Raw genomic sequence first — 16,125 nt, 5'->3', positions numbered from 1 at the left:
ACACAGATGCCTATAAGTTGATTTTTTAAAATAAGCACCTGTTTAACAGCTGTTTATATCTGTTTGGTATAATAATATTCTAAAATTAAAACATTTAGTAGGTTTTGCTGTTTAAAAAACATTATTATTGTATAATATTACACCAAATGATTTAAAAAAACACTAATTAAACGCAAAAAGTATGAAAACATTCAATTTATTTAAAAGCGGTCTGCTGGCAGTTTGTGCACTTATGATGGTCTCTTGTTCAGATAAAGAGGACAGCCCAAATCCACAGGAAGAGAAAACCATTACCGCCATAGTGAGTAGTGACAATAACTTCTCGATACTTAAAGCAGCGGTCGTTCGTGCAGGATTAGCCGCTACGTTAGATGGTACAGGGCCTTTTACCGTCTTCGCACCAACAAATGCCGCCTTTCAAAAAGCTGGTTTCAGCAACGAAGCTAGCATCGCTACAGTCCCTGTAGAGACACTCAAGTCCATACTTCTATACCATACCGTCGCAACCAAGGCTACAGCTGGATCGCTACCTACGGCATCCAACACCGCCGTAAAGACTGTCCAAGGGGCTGATATCTACGTGACCAAAAGTGCTGCCGGTGTCTATGTAAACGGGGCTATGGTGACAAAAGCTGATGTCACTGCCAAAAATGGCGTGATCCATGTTATTGACAATGTGCTGATGCCACCTACAGGCAACATCGTGCAGGTACTCTCCGGTAAGCCAGACTACAGCTTCCTTGTTGCTGCCGTGGTGCGTGCGAGTCAAGGAGCGGTCAATGTAAAAGCAGTATTAGAAGCGAACGGCCCTCTGACCGTATTTGCGCCCACGAATCAAGCTTTCATACAGGCGGGATTTGCATCGGTACAAGCCGTACAAGCTGCCGATCCGGCAACACTGACCAGCATTCTTACAGGCCACGTCGTCGAGGGTAGGATATTTTCGAATGCTGTACAGAATAACCTGAGCGTGAAAACCCTAGCGCAGAATAATATCGTATTCGGGGTAGGCAGTAGCGTGACGGTAAAAGGAAACGGAAATACCACCGCTGCAACGGTTACGTCCGTAAACTTAACAACAACCAATGGTGTGATTCATACAATTGATAAAGTATTACTACCGTAAGGAGACTTACACCTTAAAAGCCTTTGGTGCATACTAAGGGCTTTTAAGGTTTTCAAAAGGCTGTTATAGAGGTTTTGTAGTGTTAAAGATATTCGTCAGCTACCGTTTCCAATAGGTCGGATGGCGGGATGTTTTTTAAATAAATAGGCTTGTGAAAATCTTCCAGCTTAGTAAGAAGAGCAATCAGTTGATTCTTTTCCAATTCGGTAAGCTTGCCCGGTACTATACGCGTAGCCATCCGTATTTTGTCCATGTGCGCATCCAAAATATCGACTCCTTTTGGCGTTAAGGATACCACCTTGCTTCTCTTATCCTGATCAGAATCTATCTGGCATACCCATCCCTGCTTTAACAGTCTGTCGATAACCTTGATGCCTGCAGGTTTTTCCTGAACATTTCGTTTTATCAGGTCCATTTTGGTCATAGGGCCAAAGGCCCGCAGTACGATAAGAAATATAAATTCCTCTTGTGTCGAAAAGTCGGAGCCATAGATGGCTGCCTTGGAATAGTTCTTCGCATACTTATTCATATGCACGAGCAAGGTACTGATCGCACTATCCGCAGTCCTACCTGTGCCTTTACCGTCCCACTCGGCGATAGGATCCTCTTCCGTAGAAAGTGACTTTTGATCTACGATCCATCTTTTTAAACCTACAAGGGTCTTCGGGTATGAACCCTGCTCATGCGCCGCACCTTCGAAATCTTCTAAAAGGCCGATTGTTTCTTTTAACAGGCTGTAATCCATTTAAAAAAGCAGTTGAATTTAGTGTAAAAATACACATTTTTTACCAAACAACACACTTCTGTCCGAAAATCGTTGCTGATGGCGGTCAAAGGGGAGGTTAGCGATGTTAATAGTTGTGATAGGCTTTTCAAACAGGTAGCCTAAAACAGGGGTGAGTAGCAGACGGTGGCAATCTGCCGAAGTGATCAAAAAGGAAAAGCCCACATTTATGTTTATTCATTTTGATCAACCCGATGGTACAGGGCGCAAACATGGACACGACAGCCCTCCTCACCCGTCACTCATCCCTCATCATTTTTTTACTTTACCCTCGAATATTCTTACTTTCGTAAAATGAAGAGGACGGTAATAATCACAGGTGGTGCAGGCTTTATAGGCTCCCATGTCGTGCGAGAGTTCGTAACTAAATATCCATCGTATCATATCATCAATCTGGATGCATTGACCTATGCGGGCAATCTGGAGAACCTGAAGGATATAGAGGACAAGCCCAACTATACCTTTGTAAAGGCAGATATTACGGATGCGAAACATATTTTAGAGGTGTTTCAAGAATATCAGCCCGATGGCGTAATCCACCTGGCAGCCGAATCGCATGTGGACCGTTCGATATCGGACCCTTTGGCATTCGTGATGACCAATGTGATCGGAACCGTCAACCTGTTGAATGCAGCTCGTGAGATCTGGAAAGACGATTTTGAAGGCAAGCGTTTCCACCATGTCTCTACCGATGAGGTATACGGTACACTGGGTGAGACGGGGTTGTTCACCGAAGAAACGGCCTACGACCCGCATTCGCCGTATTCGGCGTCAAAAGCTTCTTCCGATCATTTTGTCCGGGCTTACCACGACACCTACGGTTTGCCGGTGGTATTGACCAACTGTTCGAATAACTACGGTCCGAACCACTTTCCTGAGAAATTAATCCCATTGTGTATCCACAATATCTTAAACAATAAGCCGCTGCCTATCTACGGTGACGGCAAGTTTACCCGCGATTGGTTGTTCGTGATCGACCATGCAAAAGCCATTGATCTGGTATTCCACCAAGGCAAAACAGGTGACGCCTACAATGTCGGGGGCTTCAACGAATGGCAAAATATTGATCTGGTGAAAGAGCTTTGCAAGCAGATGGACGAGAAGTTGGGAAGACCGGCAGGCACAGCCGCACAGCTGATCACCTTTGTAAAAGACAGACCAGGACACGACTTACGCTACGCCATCGACGCGACAAAGATCAATCAGGAACTTGGTTATCAACCATCGGTCACCTTCGAACAAGGATTATCCATTACGATAGATTGGTTTTTATCGAATCAAGAATGGCTAGACAACGTAACCTCAGGGGAATATCAAAAGTATTATAACGAGCAGTATAACAGGTAGGTGACAAAGTTATAAAGTTACAAGGAATGAAATCGCATGAAGATTTAAAGGTTTGGCAAGAATCTATGACCCTAGTTGAAAAGGTCTATGCATTGACGGCATCTTTTCCAAAGGAAGAGGTTTATGGATTGACTGGTCAAATTCGAAGATCAGCAGTTTCGGTTCCTTCGAATATAGCAGAAGGTGCTGGCAGGCAGAGCAAAGCCGAATGGATACGATTTCTTTTTATTGCACAGGGTTCTTTATCCGAGTTGGATACTCAACTCAAAATTGAACAACGTTTAAATTATATTGCTGAAGCCAAGGATGTTTTTTCTAGTATATTTTTTATAAGGAATATGTTGACAAAACTAATCAACAGTATGAAGCTTTAACATTTGTCACAATGTAACCATATCACTTTATCTAGAACAACAACAACAACAACAACAACAACAACAACAACAAATGAAAATCACAGAAACCAGTCTAAGAGGCTGTTATATATTAGAGCCTGCAAAATTCGGGGATAGCCGAGGGTATTTTATGGAAGGCTTTAATGAAAGAGCTTTCAATGAGGTGACTGGTACGAACACACATTTCGTGCAGGACAACCAATCTTTTTCTACGAAAGGCGTGCTTCGTGGATTACATGGGCAGTCGGGCGAGCATGCGCAAGCCAAGCTCGTTCGTGTGTTGGATGGCGAAGTGTTGGATGTGGCGGTAGATGCTAGGCCAGATTCGCCGACTTTCGGTCAATACGAAGCTGTTAGGTTATCAGCAGAAAACAACCTGCAATTGTTCGTTCCACGTGGCTTCCTGCATGGATTCGTCGTGTTGAGTGAAACAGCGACGTTCTTTTACAAATGTGATAATTACTATAATAAAGAATCCGAATGTGGCGTGTATCCACTAGATGCAGATCTGGCAGTAGACTGGGAGATTCCGGTAGCGGAGATGCTGTTGTCGGATAAAGACAAAGAAGCACAATCATTTGCCGAGTTTAAAAAAGAGTTACGAGTGACAGAGTTATAAAGTGACACAGTTATAAGTTACAGAGTGAGATAAAAGCTCCGGCTGTGCAAATTAAAAATGTCGCCTATATTTTTGAAAATAGCAGCAGTTTCACTATCCATACATTCAAAAATATCAAGCGACGAGGTTTGACCACTTTGCCGATACAAAGTGGGATGCCTGCCCGGCATAGAGGACAAAGATAAATTGATATGAAGATATTAATAACCGGCTCTAACGGCCAACTCGGTTCAGAATTAAGAGATATACTTGAAAACGATTCAAGATACGAAACCTATTTCTTGGACCGCAAGCAACTCCCTTTGGATCATCCAATGATCATACAGGACATTTTAGGTATGTATCAGCCCGACTTGATTGTCCATGCCGCAGCCTACACCGCTGTAGATAAAGCAGAATCCGAGCCTGTACTTGCAGATGCGGTTAATCATTTGGCTTCCGAGGAGATTGCACAGTACTGTAGACTACATGGAGCCAAGCTTATTGCGCTATCTACGGATTATGTATTTGATGGCAATTCGGACGTAGCTTTGACCGAAGACACCCCCGTAGATCCCGTAAATACCTATGGGCTTACGAAATTAAAAGGTGAGCAAGCAATTTTAAAATGGCATCCAGAATCTATCGTAATTCGTACTTCGTGGGTATATTCGGCCTATGGCAACAATTTCGTGAAGACCATGATCCGCCTTATGACCGAGCGAGATGAGATCTCGGTTATTAATGATCAGATCGGTTCGCCCACCTATGCCAAAGATTTAGCGCTGGCCATAGTAGATATTATCGAAGGCGACGACTGGGTTGGGGGGCTATACCACTATTCCAATGAAGGCGAGATATCCTGGTATGACTTCGCTACGGCCATCAAAGAAATAAAAGGACTAGATTGCAAAATCAATCCGATCCCTACGACACAGTATCCGACACCCGCAAAGCGTCCAAAGTACTCGCTGCTCGATAAGTCAAAGATAAAGCGTACTTTTAAGGTAGAAGTACCGAACTGGAGGGAAAGCTTGCAAAAGATGCTGATGGCTGGTGGCAGATAGCTGATAGCTGATGGCTGATAGCTGATAGCTTATAGCAGGCGGCTAAAAATAGGAGAGATTTTAAGAAATACGATATATGGATTCTGAGTCATGCTTTGACACTGAGGGTGTATAAAGAGACTTTACAATTGCCAAATTCAGAAAAGTAGGGGTTAATTTCTCAAATCCAGCGCGCAGCCTATTCGATACCTTCTAATATTGTTGAAGGCTGTGGGAGAGACTCGGAGAAGGAATTTAATAGATTTTTGCAAATGAGCTAGGGTTCAGCAAACGAACTGGAATATTTTTTAATTTTGTGTGCAGACCTAGGCTTTATGGATAAAGATATAAGCCAAAGTTTGCAAGAAGAAATTAAAGTAATAAAGCGTCAAATAATTAATTTAAGTAAAAAACTAAAAGCAACTAGTCAATAGCCATAAGCTATAGGCCATTTGCCATAAGCTCAGAACGAATGAAAGGAATAATACTCGCCGGGGGCTCTGGCACAAGGCTGCACCCCTTGACACTTGCCGTTTCCAAGCAATTGATGCCGGTATACGACAAACCGATGATTTATTACCCCTTGTCTACGCTGATGTTGGCAGGGATCAATGAGATATTGATTATTTCTACACCACAAGACTTACCCAATTTTGAAAAGCTATTGGGTGATGGTTCACAGCTGGGCTGTAAGTTCGTGTATAAAGAGCAGCCAAGCCCAGATGGACTGGCACAGGCTTTCGTCCTGGGCGAGGAGTTTATCGGAGACGATAAGGTAGCTTTGATCTTAGGCGATAATATATTCTACGGGTCAGGTATGTCCAAGTTGTTACAATCTTCGGCAGATCCCGAGGGAGGTGTGGTGTTTGCCTATCCGGTAAACGATCCCGAGCGTTATGGTGTGGTTGAATTTAATGACGAAAACAAAGTTGTTTCTATTGAGGAAAAGCCCGCACAGCCTAAATCAAACTATGCCGTTCCCGGATTATACTTCTACGATAATGATGTGATAGAGATTGCAAAGGGCATAAAGCCTTCCCACCGCGGAGAGCTGGAAATTACGGACGTCAATAGAGAATACCTCAAGAGAGGCAAGCTCAAGGTAGGTGTATTTGATCGTGGTACAGCATGGCTGGATACAGGGACCATTCAGTCCCTGATGCAGGCCGGGCAGTTCGTTCAGGTGATCGAAGAACGGCAAGGCATGAAAATCGGATGTATTGAAGAAGTCGCTTATCGGATGGGGTATATTGATCGGGACCAATTGTCCAAAATCGCCGAGCCTCTAAAGAAATCAGGATACGGCGAATATTTAATACAGCTCGTAAAAAAGTAAGTCCACTATGAGGAGCCATATGTTTTAGGTCAAATAGCGCAAGAGAAATTCAAGGAAGGCGTCCGCGTTATACCTTTCGAAGTGCGCAATGGTCCCGCTATCGATATTAGTGGTCTTAAAGAAGGGGCGGTGGTTGATGGGCAAGTTCCTATTATGATCAATGCATATGGCAAAGGCGATCAGATAGACTTCTTGATCGAAGGCAGTGAGACACCCCAAGGGATTCCTTGGTGGGTATGGATACTCATCATTTTTCTACCACCTCCCAATACCCTTCTTTATCTGAGCCGATGTGTTTTATTAGGCCAGCATTTTTTAGCTTCTTTATATTTTTCTGAATGTTAGCGGAATTGATACCTCTGCTGTCGATAGCTTTTCGACGGTCGTGTATTTATTCTTGATGATCTCCTGTAGAATTCTTTCTTGATTAGGAGATAATTTTATTGTATCTTTCCGTGATTGATCTTCTTCTTTCGTGACATATAGCTCCAGTATCTTTAATGCCAGATCATAGGTTGTATGCTTGGCGTCCTCAAAGAGATATTCAAAAAGAACCAATGGCTCTACTGCGATTCCGTAAACTTCGTCTGCATATATTTCGTCCAATATCCCAAGTTTTAATATCCTGCTAAATCTGGTTTTTTCTATGTCTGCCGAAGCGTAAAATGTTTTTTGTGAGTTTAGAGATTGACTAAGAAATAGAGTTAATGGGACGGTGGAACCAGTTGAAGATGTAATTGTTATTTAGCTTCTTAGAGAGATACTGCTCATGAATACCCACGGGATAGCAATTCTAAGTAGAATTTTTTAGTTTTGTATCTAGCTAGATAGAGGAAGACTATAGTCTTAGTAAAAACCTTAATATAAACTTAACCTCATTAAGCCGCTAATAAACAGAATATAGTGATATTTTTACCAAATTATGAGGAGTATTTTCCAGCATGCAAAGACACGAAAATAGACACCTTTATACCGCAATATCTGAAGGGGATGAAGGCGCTTTTGCTACATTTTACAGCATACACTTTGATCGTCTAGCTACAGCTGTTTTGTGTCTTCTGAAAAACAAGGCACAGGCAGAGGAGGTTCTTCAGGATGTTTTTTGCACAGTATGGAATCGTCGCGCTGAGATCTGTTCGATCCTGAATATGGAGGCATATTTGTTTGTGCTAGCACGTAATGCTGCATTGAACAGGATTAAAGTTGATGTTCGTCGTAAAAAAGTAGAGCAGGATTTTTTTGCAGAAAATAGCCCCAATTTTGACTTCATAGACACAACTTCCGATCAGCATCGGTTCGATAAGCTTTTGGATGAAGCGATAGCACAATTGCCCCTTCAGCAAAAGCGAGTGTTTGTACTGAGCAGATTTGAACGTAAAAAATATCTGGAAATTGCCACAGATATGGAGATATCACGCGAGACGGTCAAAAAATACCTGCAGTTAGCGTCTACTTCTGTAAAGAACTACTTATTGAGGCGTAAAGATTCCGTTATAAGCCTCTTTTTAGCTTTTTTTATTTTTTAATACCCCCTTTTTTTTGTCGTCGTTGTCTAGTGTATATAGAACATTATGTTGTTATAGTATATGCAAAGCGACAGACAGCACTTTTCAGATCTTCTTAGAAAGCACATTAATGGGCAATTGTCCGAGGACGATACGACTGCATTCGATAAATTTTTAAATAGCGTCCCAGAGGAAGAGCAAAGGGAACTTTTTTACCAAGTATGGCAGGAAGTGTTGTCCGAAGGCGAGGAACCCGTTCAGACTTTCAGCGATACGGAAAAGAAGCACATTCTCGATAAAGTCTTACAAAGGGATAGCCCAGCTAAAATCTCATACCCAAGCGGGCAGAGCGTATGGAGGGGGGCTTTAGCTCGTTATATGGTTGCTGCTGTGATGCTCCTTACAATAGGTGTTGGCTTATTCCTATATTCCGATCGTATTGACGCCCCTGTAGAGTCATTAGCCAATAATAATTCAAAACAGGATGTGGAGCCGGGTACTGATAAGGCTATTCTCTTGACAGAAGACGGTGAAGAGATAACATTGGATAGTAAACAGGTAGGTGTTATAAAATCGTCACAGTCCTTTAATATTGTCCGCTTAGAATCTGGAGAGATTCAGTACCAGAGTACCGGACAGATGGAGTCACCTCAACGACATACCGTTCGGACACCACGCGGGGGGCAGATTAATTTTTTGTTGCCCGACGGTAGCAAAGTATGGTTGAATACAGCCTCTTCCCTGACTTTTTCATCAAATATGACGACAGCAGATAGAGTCGTTGATATGACAGGAGAAGTTTATTTTGAAGTAGTCAAGCGACAAGGACAGCGGTTCGTGGTCAACGGGCATTTTGGGCAGATCGATGTATTAGGGACCAAGTTTAATGTCAATGCATATGATAGGGCGCTCAGCACTACAGCCCTTTTAGAAGGCTCCGTCCAATTAGAATCCAGCACAGCTCAAGTACGAATGTATCCCGATCAGTTAGCCAAAGTTAGGACTGATGGTCGTATTGTTACGGCTAGGGTAGACAATATCAATAACCACATCTCGTGGAAAGACGGGTTCTTCTATTTTGATCATGCAGATGCCTATAGCATTGCAGCTCAGCTTTCCCGTTGGTATGATATCGAAGTGGTAGTGCAGAGTACAAATCCTCATCAAGAGTTTACGGGTACCGTATCACGTAAAATCAAGCTATCTCAGATGATAGAGATGTTGGATTATCTGGGGATAAAAAGTAAATACTTGAATAATAAATTAATCATTTTATAAAAAGCAAAGCCTATGAAATAGATGGAAGATTAAAAAAATGACTGAGAGCTTAAGAATTCAAGGAGTGCTGGAACACTCCCTGATACTTGTTTTCTTTTGTCCACGTGAATTGTACAGATCAATTATTTAATGAACTAAAGTAAGTTAAAAGTATGTATTTTAATTTGAAAGTTTACGGCAAGAGCCAAGATAAACTTTTTCGATTTTTAAGAATCATGAAATTTGTAATAGTCTTGTTCTTATTGACACTTACTACAGTAAGTGCAGAGACTTATGCCCAGCGAATCTCGTTACGGGAATCTAAGATCAAACTCACCAGCCTGTTGACCAAGATCGAGCGACAGATTCCTTTTCGTTTTGTTTACAATAATGCCGAGCTGGGCAATGTATATCTAGAAGGTATCCATCTTCAGTCGGTCGAGTTAAAGCAGGGCTTGGATAGAGTACTTAATCAAAATGGACTGGAGTACACCATTATGGATGATCATATATTGGTTCGTCGTGGGGTGCACCAGGCAGGTAGCCTTTCACTGAGCCATCAGCAGACAACAGTACGTGGTATAGTCTCCGACCGATCTGGAACTCCCATACAGGGTGTATCAGTTTCTGTTAGAGATCAGGAAGGCACCCATATTACACAGCAGGATGGCGGATTTAGTATCACTGTTGGTCAGTCTGATGCGCTCCTTATTTTCAAGCATATCTCTTATGTGACCAAGCAGGTCAATTGGAATGGTCAGCGAGAGCTGAATGTTGTCCTCGAGGAGGGTACTGATGATATCGATGAGGTAGTGGTCGTAGGATATGGTACCCAACGCAAAGCCAATCTCACCGGGGCAGTATCGATGGTGTCGGGCGAGGCTTTCGAGAACAGGCCGCTGGCTAATGTTGGGCAAGGTCTACAAGGGCAGATGCCTGGTCTTACGGTACGAAGTACAGCCAATACTGCGCCAGGCAATCGGGCGCCACAGTTCCGTATACGTGGGGTAGGGACTTGGGGAGATGCTAATCCACTTATCGTTATTGATGGGATCCCTGGAGGCAATCTAAATATTCTTAATCCAGATGATATAGAGAATATTTCAGTTTTGAAAGACGCTGCATCTTCATCAATATATGGTGTCCGTGGGGCGAATGGTGTGATTATGGTGACTACCAAAAAGGGCAAGTCTGGACAAACCAATGTTAGCTTAAATAGTTATTTCGGTTATCAAACACCTACGGCATTACCTAAGTTTTTGGGGTCGGCCGATTATATGACCCTTCAAAATGAAGCCAATATCAATGCTGGTACTAACCCAACCTATACGCCAGAGCAGATAGAGATTGCCCGTAACGGGAGCGATCCAAATTATTTTGCCAATACGAATTGGGTTGACGAAGTTTATAGAAAGAATGCACCGCAGCAGAGCCACAATCTGAGTTTAAACGGAGGGTCAGACAAGACACAGTATTATGCTTCCTACGGTTATCTTAATGAAGGAGGTCTAGTCGTTGGAGACAATTTTAAATCGGGCCGTCACAATGCGCGTCTCCGGTTGAATACGGAGATTTTGGATCGGTTAAAGATTGATGGCAATCTAGGCTATGTAGACCGGTCATACGATGGCAGCGCTTCTGGTACAGGAGCTTTAACTGCTGCGCTCAGTATTCGGCCACTGGTACCGGTTCGTTTTACCAATGGGAGCTGGGGGTACCACGGGGGGCAGAGCAATCCAGTCGCTATTGCTACCGACGGCGGGACTAATACGTTTACCTCCCAAGAGATTACGGCAAATATGAGTGCTACGATCAACCTATTTGAGGGATTGGATCTAAAAGGACAGTATGGCCTTGTAAAGTACAACTCCAAGCGTACGACATTGTTAAAGACCATCAACTATTATAGTCCAGATGATGATAAGTTGATTTACCAGACCAATAATCCTAACAAAGTATCGATGGATCATTATTCGGGTACCTATCAAACCTTTATCGCAACTGCGAATTACACAAAGACCATAGCAGAAAAGCATAACATTAAGGCACTTTTGGGATACTCTTTAGAAGAGACTGTTGGGGCAGATTTTGGAGCCTCACGCACGCATCTCCCTGTAGATCTTCCATCTCTAGCTATAGGGACAGAAAATCAGTTGAACAGCAGCGGTAGTAGCCAGAATGCATTGATGTCGTTCTTTGGACGGGTCAATTATGATTTTCATAACAAATACCTCTTAGAGGGTAACTTCCGTAGAGACGGATCTTCCCGTTTCCATCCTAGCGTCCGTTGGCATTGGTTTGGGTCATTTTCTGCAGGATGGGTGTTTTCCGAAGAAGCTTTTTTTGAAGAGCTACGCAGCGTGTGGGATTTTGGTAAGTTAAGATTTTCTTACGGAACACAAGGTAATGACAAGGTAGGTCGCGATCATCCTTATATGTCTACGTTGGCCTCTTCACAGGTCAATTCGAACAATCCTATCGGAAATATCGGGGTTGTCGGTTTCCGTCCTAGTTTTATTCCGAATGAAAAGGTTTCGTGGGAATCTTCAGAAAAAACTAATATTGGTTTAGATTTAGCCTTCTTTAATAGGCGCTTGAGTCTTACGGCAGATTATTTTATCAATAATACGAATGATCTGTTATTATATCCACCGCTTCCAGATGTTATTGGTGTGGGCAGTGGTTACCCTGCTCAAAACTCCGGAGCTATGCAGAATAAAGGATGGGAGATCGTTGCCGGTTGGCAGGACAAAATAGGTGAATTCGGCTACCGTGCCAACTTCAATTTGTCTGACGTGCGCAATAAGATTACAAGTTTGGATAACTATGCGGTCAACTTGGGAGACAAAGTACGGTTGGTTGGTCAGCCTCTTGATGCATTTTATGGATTTAAAGCCGACCGTATCGCCCAGGAGAGTGATTTTGATTTGGTCAATGGCCAGTATGTACCTAAGTTTCCATTTCAAAAAGGCGATTTAGTTGCTCCAGGCGATTTGATCTATGTACCTACCGATCCTAATGCTAAAGAGATCACTGTAAAAGATGATAGGCATGTATTGGGCAGTGATATTCCGCGATATACCTATGGTTTCCGAGGAGATCTTAATTATAAAAATATTGATTTTAGCTTCTTCTTACAAGGAGTCGGAAAAGCCGATGGTTATCTTTCCGGATATGCTAGGCATTCTTTCATCAATAACAGTGCAATGCCTCAAGAGATACACTTAGACCGTTGGACACCAGACAATACGGATGCTTCATACCCAAGGTTAGTGTATATGCGTACCCACAATACCCGATTATCATCCAAATGGATAGAAGACGCATCTTATCTACGGCTCAAAAATGTTCAGATCGGTTATACTTTTTCACCTAAATGGACCGAAAAAGCACGTATCAGCAAGTTACGTATCTACGCGTCGGCGGACAACCTATTTACCAAAACAGATTTCTTCTACGGTTACGACCCAGAAGTACCTTCGGCCAACGATGGAGCTTATTACCCTCAGGTCAAGACTTTTGTGTTCGGTGTCAACTTAAATTTAAGATAGATAATAATGAAAATTCAATATAAAAAATATACTAGGCTAGCTTGTGTTTTGTTGCTCAGTGTAGGGGTGTTTTCATCCTGTAGTGATTTTTTAGATCGGGTACCACAGGACGAGATTGTAGACGATACCTATTGGAAGACCCAACAACATCTGGAGATGGCAGTTACGGCCATTTACTCCCGTGTCAAAGCCAAGAATCTCGTCGATATGGAGAATCTGGCTGAGAATACGATGTGGCCTACTACCAATCAATACAAAGATATAGGTTCTGGTGTCTTTCCTGTGACCCAGCCTACGGTAAACAGTGAGTGGGCCAATATGTATCGGGACGTGCGCGAGTGCAATGCTTTTCTAGAAAATTATGGTGGAGCCACAGAAAATGAGGCCGGTGCCAAAGAGCGGTTAGCTGGCGAGGTACGCGTTATCCGAGCTTTGGCCTACAGTTTTCTGACCTCTTTTTATGGTGATATCCCATTGATTACAAAAACGCTTAATCCAGAGGACCCTGAGCTCTATAGCGCCCGCGATCCTCAGAGCGCGGTAGTCGATTTCCTGATGAAAGAACTAGACGAAGCAGCTGCAGTACTGCCCGTCAAGATACCGGGAGGCAAAGACCTTGGCCGCGTGAGCAGAGGTACCGCTCTGGCACTCAAATCCCGTATTGCTTTGACCTATGGTCGTTTTGAAGAAGCCGAGGCAGCAGCCAAGGCCGTTATGGATCTGGGCGTATACCAGCTTTATGACAGCGGTAATCCGAAGACAGCATACTGGGAGCTGTTTACACGTGCGGGCAAGCTTGCTGCCGGACGCAATAAAGAGACAATCTTTGCCCGTATGCATCTGGAAGACATCATCATGCACAATCTGAGCCGCGAGATACAAGTCCCTGATCAGTTTGCTCGGTTTGTACCTACCCGATCGTTGGTCGAATCCTATTTATGTGCGGATGGACTTCCTATTGATAAATCACCACTATATAGCGATGCATCCTATGCCGATGTATTTAAAAACCGTGATCCCCGTATGACACAGACTATCCTGACACCTGGAGATACTTGGGGTGGGCGATATGATGGAAGGCCTATAGCGCAGAATCCCGATCCCACTATATTTCAGGTGCCAAAATTTAGTCAGGATGGACGTGGCTCCGTGACTACGACAGGATACTATTATAAGAAATATGTAGAGCCTTCTGCCGTACCGAATTATAACCGTGACGACAATGATATCCATCATATCCGCTATGCGGAGGTTTTGCTCAACTATGCCGAGGCCCGTTTTGAGCAGGGCAAGCTGACTCAAGGCGATCTAGATATGTCAATCAATCTCCTTCGTGATAGGGTAGGTATGAAGCGTATGGATCTTGCATTTTTGGCGCAGCACGGTATGGACGTACGTACAGAGATACGCCGGGAGCGTCGTGTAGAGCTGGTGTTGGAAGGGCATCGTTACTTTGACGTAAGACGTTGGAAAGAAGGAGAGATTCTAGGACGTGATATACAGGGAGTGAAGGCTTCGTGGTTTCCACAGTTGAGCGCCGGTACCTTTCGCAAAAGCGAAGATGGTTATTTGCTTGTGCAGTGGAATCGGGCATTCGAATCGCCAAAAAATTACCTATGGCCTGTGCCACAGACACAGTGGGAGAAAAATCCTAATTTGGGACAAAATGTCGGATGGTAAATAGGAGCGTCTAGCTTCAAATACCAAAAGGGCTATATTATTAAGATATGGTCCTTTTGGAATCATTTAAGAAGTTTTTTCCTCTTTCTACTCAATTGTTAGTAATAGCTATGATAAAATACAAAAAAATTAATTTCGCTGTGTTACAGCTTGTAGGTTTGGTGTGCCTGAGTATATTTCTTACTTCCTCTGTAAGTATTGGCACAAAAGAAATAAAAAGTGATACGCTCACCATGATGACCTACAATATCCATCATGGAGCTCCTGCCCACTCTACAGAAATAAACCTAAGAAATATTGCAGATGTGATATTAAAAAGTAAAGCCAGTATCGTGGCTATACAAGAGTTGGATCGTTTTACGGGGCGTTCGGGCAATGTTGATCAAATTGCGGAGTTGGAGAAGCTCTTGCATATGAAAGCCTATTTTTCTAAATCTATCGATCACGATGGCGGAGAGTATGGTGTTGCTTTGTTTAGTAAGTATCCGCTGGTATCCACCCAAAAAGTTAATCTTCCTATGGCTATAGCTGGAGAGCAGCGTAGTATAGCCTTGGCTCAGATCAGATTGCCCAATGGCAAAGAGTTTTACTTTGGATCCACCCATCTTGACTTGAATGTGCCCAATAGAACAGCTCAGGTGCAGGCTATCAAAGCACTGGAAAAGGAATTGGATGCACCTCTGATAATCGGAGGCGATTTTAATGCGACACCGACCAGTGCGGAGATGATTCTTTTGCAGGAATCCTTTAGTCTCTCATGTCCTGTTGGCGGGTGCGGTTTTACTATTCCAGTAAAGACACCGAAGCGTGCCATTGACTTTTTTGCTTTTAATTCCACTTTCAACGGTCTATTCCAGTTCAAAGGATCACACGCTATGGTTGGAGAGGAGGCTTCAGACCATCTGCCGCATGTCGCTGATTTTTTGATTTTAGATTAATAGAGCAGAGATTCTATTCTTTTAAAAAAGCATAATTTAGCTGCCATCATCCTCGGTGGCTTTATCATTGATTTGGTAGCTCTTGCATCCGCAGGGGCTATTCTTTACGCCCCCCTCTTCTTCCACAGGTGGCACCAGATCTATTAAAGGGTGTTACGGTACGCAGTCACTCCATTTTTGCCAGCCTTCTCAGCCAAGCTATCCATTCTGGAAAAAATAAACCATTTCTTGTGCAGATCTTTCAGTGAGGTCTCAATTACTTTACCGTCATTTTCCAGGGTAATACCTGTACACCACTACGTATCAGGCTTTCTTCACCACCATAGATCAAATGAGGTGTTACGATTTGAGGCTCGGCCAATTCTGCGAAATGCTTTAAGTTTTTAAATAAGGGAGCGCTTATTGTTTGAGTGGATTTTATCTCATACACGTCAAATCCACGGGTATTCTTGAGTAAGAGGTCAAGCTCTATTCCGTTATGATCCTGCCAAAAATAATATTGAAGATGCTGATAGCTGTTTTCATTAAATTTTTGAAAATTGGCAATTACAAAATTTTCAAA

At 43.1% G+C, this 16,125-nt stretch carries 15 protein-coding genes and 1 pseudogene; 13 read left to right on the top strand and 3 right to left on the bottom strand.

Annotated elements, in window-relative coordinates; genetic code table 11:
• The first annotated feature begins 181 nt into the window (after positions 1-181).
• Positions 182-1,126, top strand: a complete 945-nt coding sequence (locus G7B18_RS16000; RefSeq protein ID WP_164111637.1) for a fasciclin domain-containing protein — start codon at positions 182-184, stop codon at positions 1,124-1,126.
• A gap of 82 nt (positions 1,127-1,208) precedes the next feature.
• Here G7B18_RS16000 and G7B18_RS15995 read toward each other — a convergent pair whose 3' ends face one another.
• Positions 1,209-1,871 (bottom strand): MarR family winged helix-turn-helix transcriptional regulator, encoded by a 663-nt coding sequence (locus tag G7B18_RS15995; RefSeq protein WP_164123441.1) that lies wholly within the window; start codon positions 1,869-1,871, stop codon positions 1,209-1,211.
• Positions 1,872-2,204: 333 nt separating this feature from the next.
• Between G7B18_RS15995 and rfbB the strand changes: the two genes are divergently transcribed.
• The 7 genes and pseudogenes from rfbB to G7B18_RS15960 all read left to right on the top strand — a co-directional run bounded on the left by rfbB (position 2,205) and on the right by G7B18_RS15960 (position 6,977).
• Positions 2,205-3,257, top strand: coding sequence for a dTDP-glucose 4,6-dehydratase (gene rfbB, locus G7B18_RS15990; protein ID WP_164111641.1), 1,053 nt, complete (start codon positions 2,205-2,207; stop codon positions 3,255-3,257).
• Between the two features lie 26 nt (positions 3,258-3,283).
• Entirely contained in the window at positions 3,284-3,631 is a 348-nt protein-coding gene (locus G7B18_RS15985) for a four helix bundle protein (protein WP_164123439.1), read from the top strand.
• A 73-nt stretch (positions 3,632-3,704) separates the two neighbouring features.
• Positions 3,705-4,271 carry a dTDP-4-dehydrorhamnose 3,5-epimerase gene (gene rfbC, locus G7B18_RS15980; protein ID WP_164111643.1) on the top strand — a complete coding sequence of 189 codons (567 nt, stop codon included), beginning with the start codon at positions 3,705-3,707 and terminating at the stop codon, positions 4,269-4,271.
• A gap of 191 nt (positions 4,272-4,462) precedes the next feature.
• On the top strand, positions 4,463-5,317 hold the full coding sequence (gene rfbD / locus G7B18_RS15975) for a dTDP-4-dehydrorhamnose reductase (protein ID WP_164123437.1): 855 nt from the start codon (positions 4,463-4,465) through the stop codon (positions 5,315-5,317).
• Between the two features lie 155 nt (positions 5,318-5,472).
• Positions 5,473-5,730: pseudogene (locus G7B18_RS19445) on the top strand (four helix bundle protein).
• 38 nt (positions 5,731-5,768) lie between these two features.
• On the top strand, positions 5,769-6,632 hold the full coding sequence (gene rfbA, locus G7B18_RS15965; RefSeq protein ID WP_164123435.1) for a glucose-1-phosphate thymidylyltransferase RfbA: 864 nt from the start codon (positions 5,769-5,771) through the stop codon (positions 6,630-6,632).
• Positions 6,633-6,713: 81 nt separating this feature from the next.
• On the top strand, positions 6,714-6,977 hold the full coding sequence (locus G7B18_RS15960; RefSeq protein WP_205601724.1) for a hypothetical protein: 264 nt from the start codon (positions 6,714-6,716) through the stop codon (positions 6,975-6,977).
• Here the strand turns inward: G7B18_RS15960 and G7B18_RS15955 are convergent.
• The gene (locus tag G7B18_RS15955) at positions 6,957-7,238 is read right to left on the bottom strand and encodes a hypothetical protein (protein WP_164123433.1); all 282 of its coding nucleotides are present in this window, start codon (positions 7,236-7,238) and stop codon (positions 6,957-6,959) included. The two genes, G7B18_RS15960 and G7B18_RS15955, sit on opposite strands and share 21 nt — an antisense overlap.
• Positions 7,239-7,573: 335 nt before the next feature.
• Here G7B18_RS15955 and G7B18_RS15950 point away from each other — a divergent pair, with 335 nt between their 5' ends.
• From G7B18_RS15950 to G7B18_RS15930, 5 genes are all read left to right on the top strand, one after another.
• Positions 7,574-8,158: an RNA polymerase sigma factor gene (locus G7B18_RS15950; protein ID WP_164111652.1), complete on the top strand. Its 585-nt coding sequence runs from the start codon at positions 7,574-7,576 to the stop codon at positions 8,156-8,158.
• A 60-nt stretch (positions 8,159-8,218) separates the two neighbouring features.
• Positions 8,219-9,415, top strand: a complete 1,197-nt coding sequence (locus G7B18_RS15945; protein WP_164123429.1) for a FecR family protein — start codon at positions 8,219-8,221, stop codon at positions 9,413-9,415.
• Between the two features lie 215 nt (positions 9,416-9,630).
• Positions 9,631-12,945, top strand: coding sequence for a TonB-dependent receptor (locus G7B18_RS15940; protein WP_240452881.1), 3,315 nt, complete (start codon positions 9,631-9,633; stop codon positions 12,943-12,945).
• Positions 12,946-12,951: 6 nt separating this feature from the next.
• The gene (locus G7B18_RS15935; protein ID WP_164111658.1) at positions 12,952-14,625 is read left to right on the top strand and encodes a RagB/SusD family nutrient uptake outer membrane protein; all 1,674 of its coding nucleotides are present in this window, start codon (positions 12,952-12,954) and stop codon (positions 14,623-14,625) included.
• A gap of 110 nt (positions 14,626-14,735) precedes the next feature.
• Positions 14,736-15,563, top strand: a complete 828-nt coding sequence (locus G7B18_RS15930; RefSeq protein WP_164111660.1) for an endonuclease/exonuclease/phosphatase family protein — start codon at positions 14,736-14,738, stop codon at positions 15,561-15,563.
• Between the two features lie 256 nt (positions 15,564-15,819).
• On the opposite strand, the gene G7B18_RS15925 is transcribed toward G7B18_RS15930, so the two are convergent.
• Positions 15,820-16,125: DUF4143 domain-containing protein (locus G7B18_RS15925; RefSeq protein ID WP_240452880.1), on the bottom strand; the 306-nt coding region annotated here is incomplete at its 5' end.

Source organism: Sphingobacterium sp. xlx-130 (assembly GCF_011007405.1).
GTDB classification, from domain to species: domain Bacteria; phylum Bacteroidota; class Bacteroidia; order Sphingobacteriales; family Sphingobacteriaceae; genus Sphingobacterium; species Sphingobacterium luzhongxinii.
Note: the sequence above shows the minus strand (reverse complement) of the source record. Positions and strands in the feature narration are given on the sequence as shown.

What these genes read in the sequence shown, in the direction of transcription:
- G7B18_RS16000 (WP_164111637.1), top strand. Translation starts at nt 182, where the DNA reads ATGAAAACATTCAATTTATTTAAAAGCGGTCTGCTGGCAGTTTGTGCA.
- G7B18_RS15995 (WP_164123441.1), bottom strand. Translation starts at nt 1,871, where the DNA reads ATGGATTACAGCCTGTTAAAAGAAACAATCGGCCTTTTAGAAGATTTC.
- rfbB (WP_164111641.1), top strand. Translation starts at nt 2,205, where the DNA reads ATGAAGAGGACGGTAATAATCACAGGTGGTGCAGGCTTTATAGGCTCC.
- G7B18_RS15985 (WP_164123439.1), top strand. Translation starts at nt 3,284, where the DNA reads ATGAAATCGCATGAAGATTTAAAGGTTTGGCAAGAATCTATGACCCTA.
- rfbC (WP_164111643.1), top strand. Translation starts at nt 3,705, where the DNA reads ATGAAAATCACAGAAACCAGTCTAAGAGGCTGTTATATATTAGAGCCT.
- rfbD (WP_164123437.1), top strand. Translation starts at nt 4,463, where the DNA reads ATGAAGATATTAATAACCGGCTCTAACGGCCAACTCGGTTCAGAATTA.
- rfbA (WP_164123435.1), top strand. Translation starts at nt 5,769, where the DNA reads ATGAAAGGAATAATACTCGCCGGGGGCTCTGGCACAAGGCTGCACCCC.
- G7B18_RS15950 (WP_164111652.1), top strand. Translation starts at nt 7,574, where the DNA reads ATGCAAAGACACGAAAATAGACACCTTTATACCGCAATATCTGAAGGG.
- G7B18_RS15945 (WP_164123429.1), top strand. Translation starts at nt 8,219, where the DNA reads ATGCAAAGCGACAGACAGCACTTTTCAGATCTTCTTAGAAAGCACATT.
- G7B18_RS15940 (WP_240452881.1), top strand. Translation starts at nt 9,631, where the DNA reads ATGAAATTTGTAATAGTCTTGTTCTTATTGACACTTACTACAGTAAGT.
- G7B18_RS15935 (WP_164111658.1), top strand. Translation starts at nt 12,952, where the DNA reads ATGAAAATTCAATATAAAAAATATACTAGGCTAGCTTGTGTTTTGTTG.
- G7B18_RS15930 (WP_164111660.1), top strand. Translation starts at nt 14,736, where the DNA reads ATGATAAAATACAAAAAAATTAATTTCGCTGTGTTACAGCTTGTAGGT.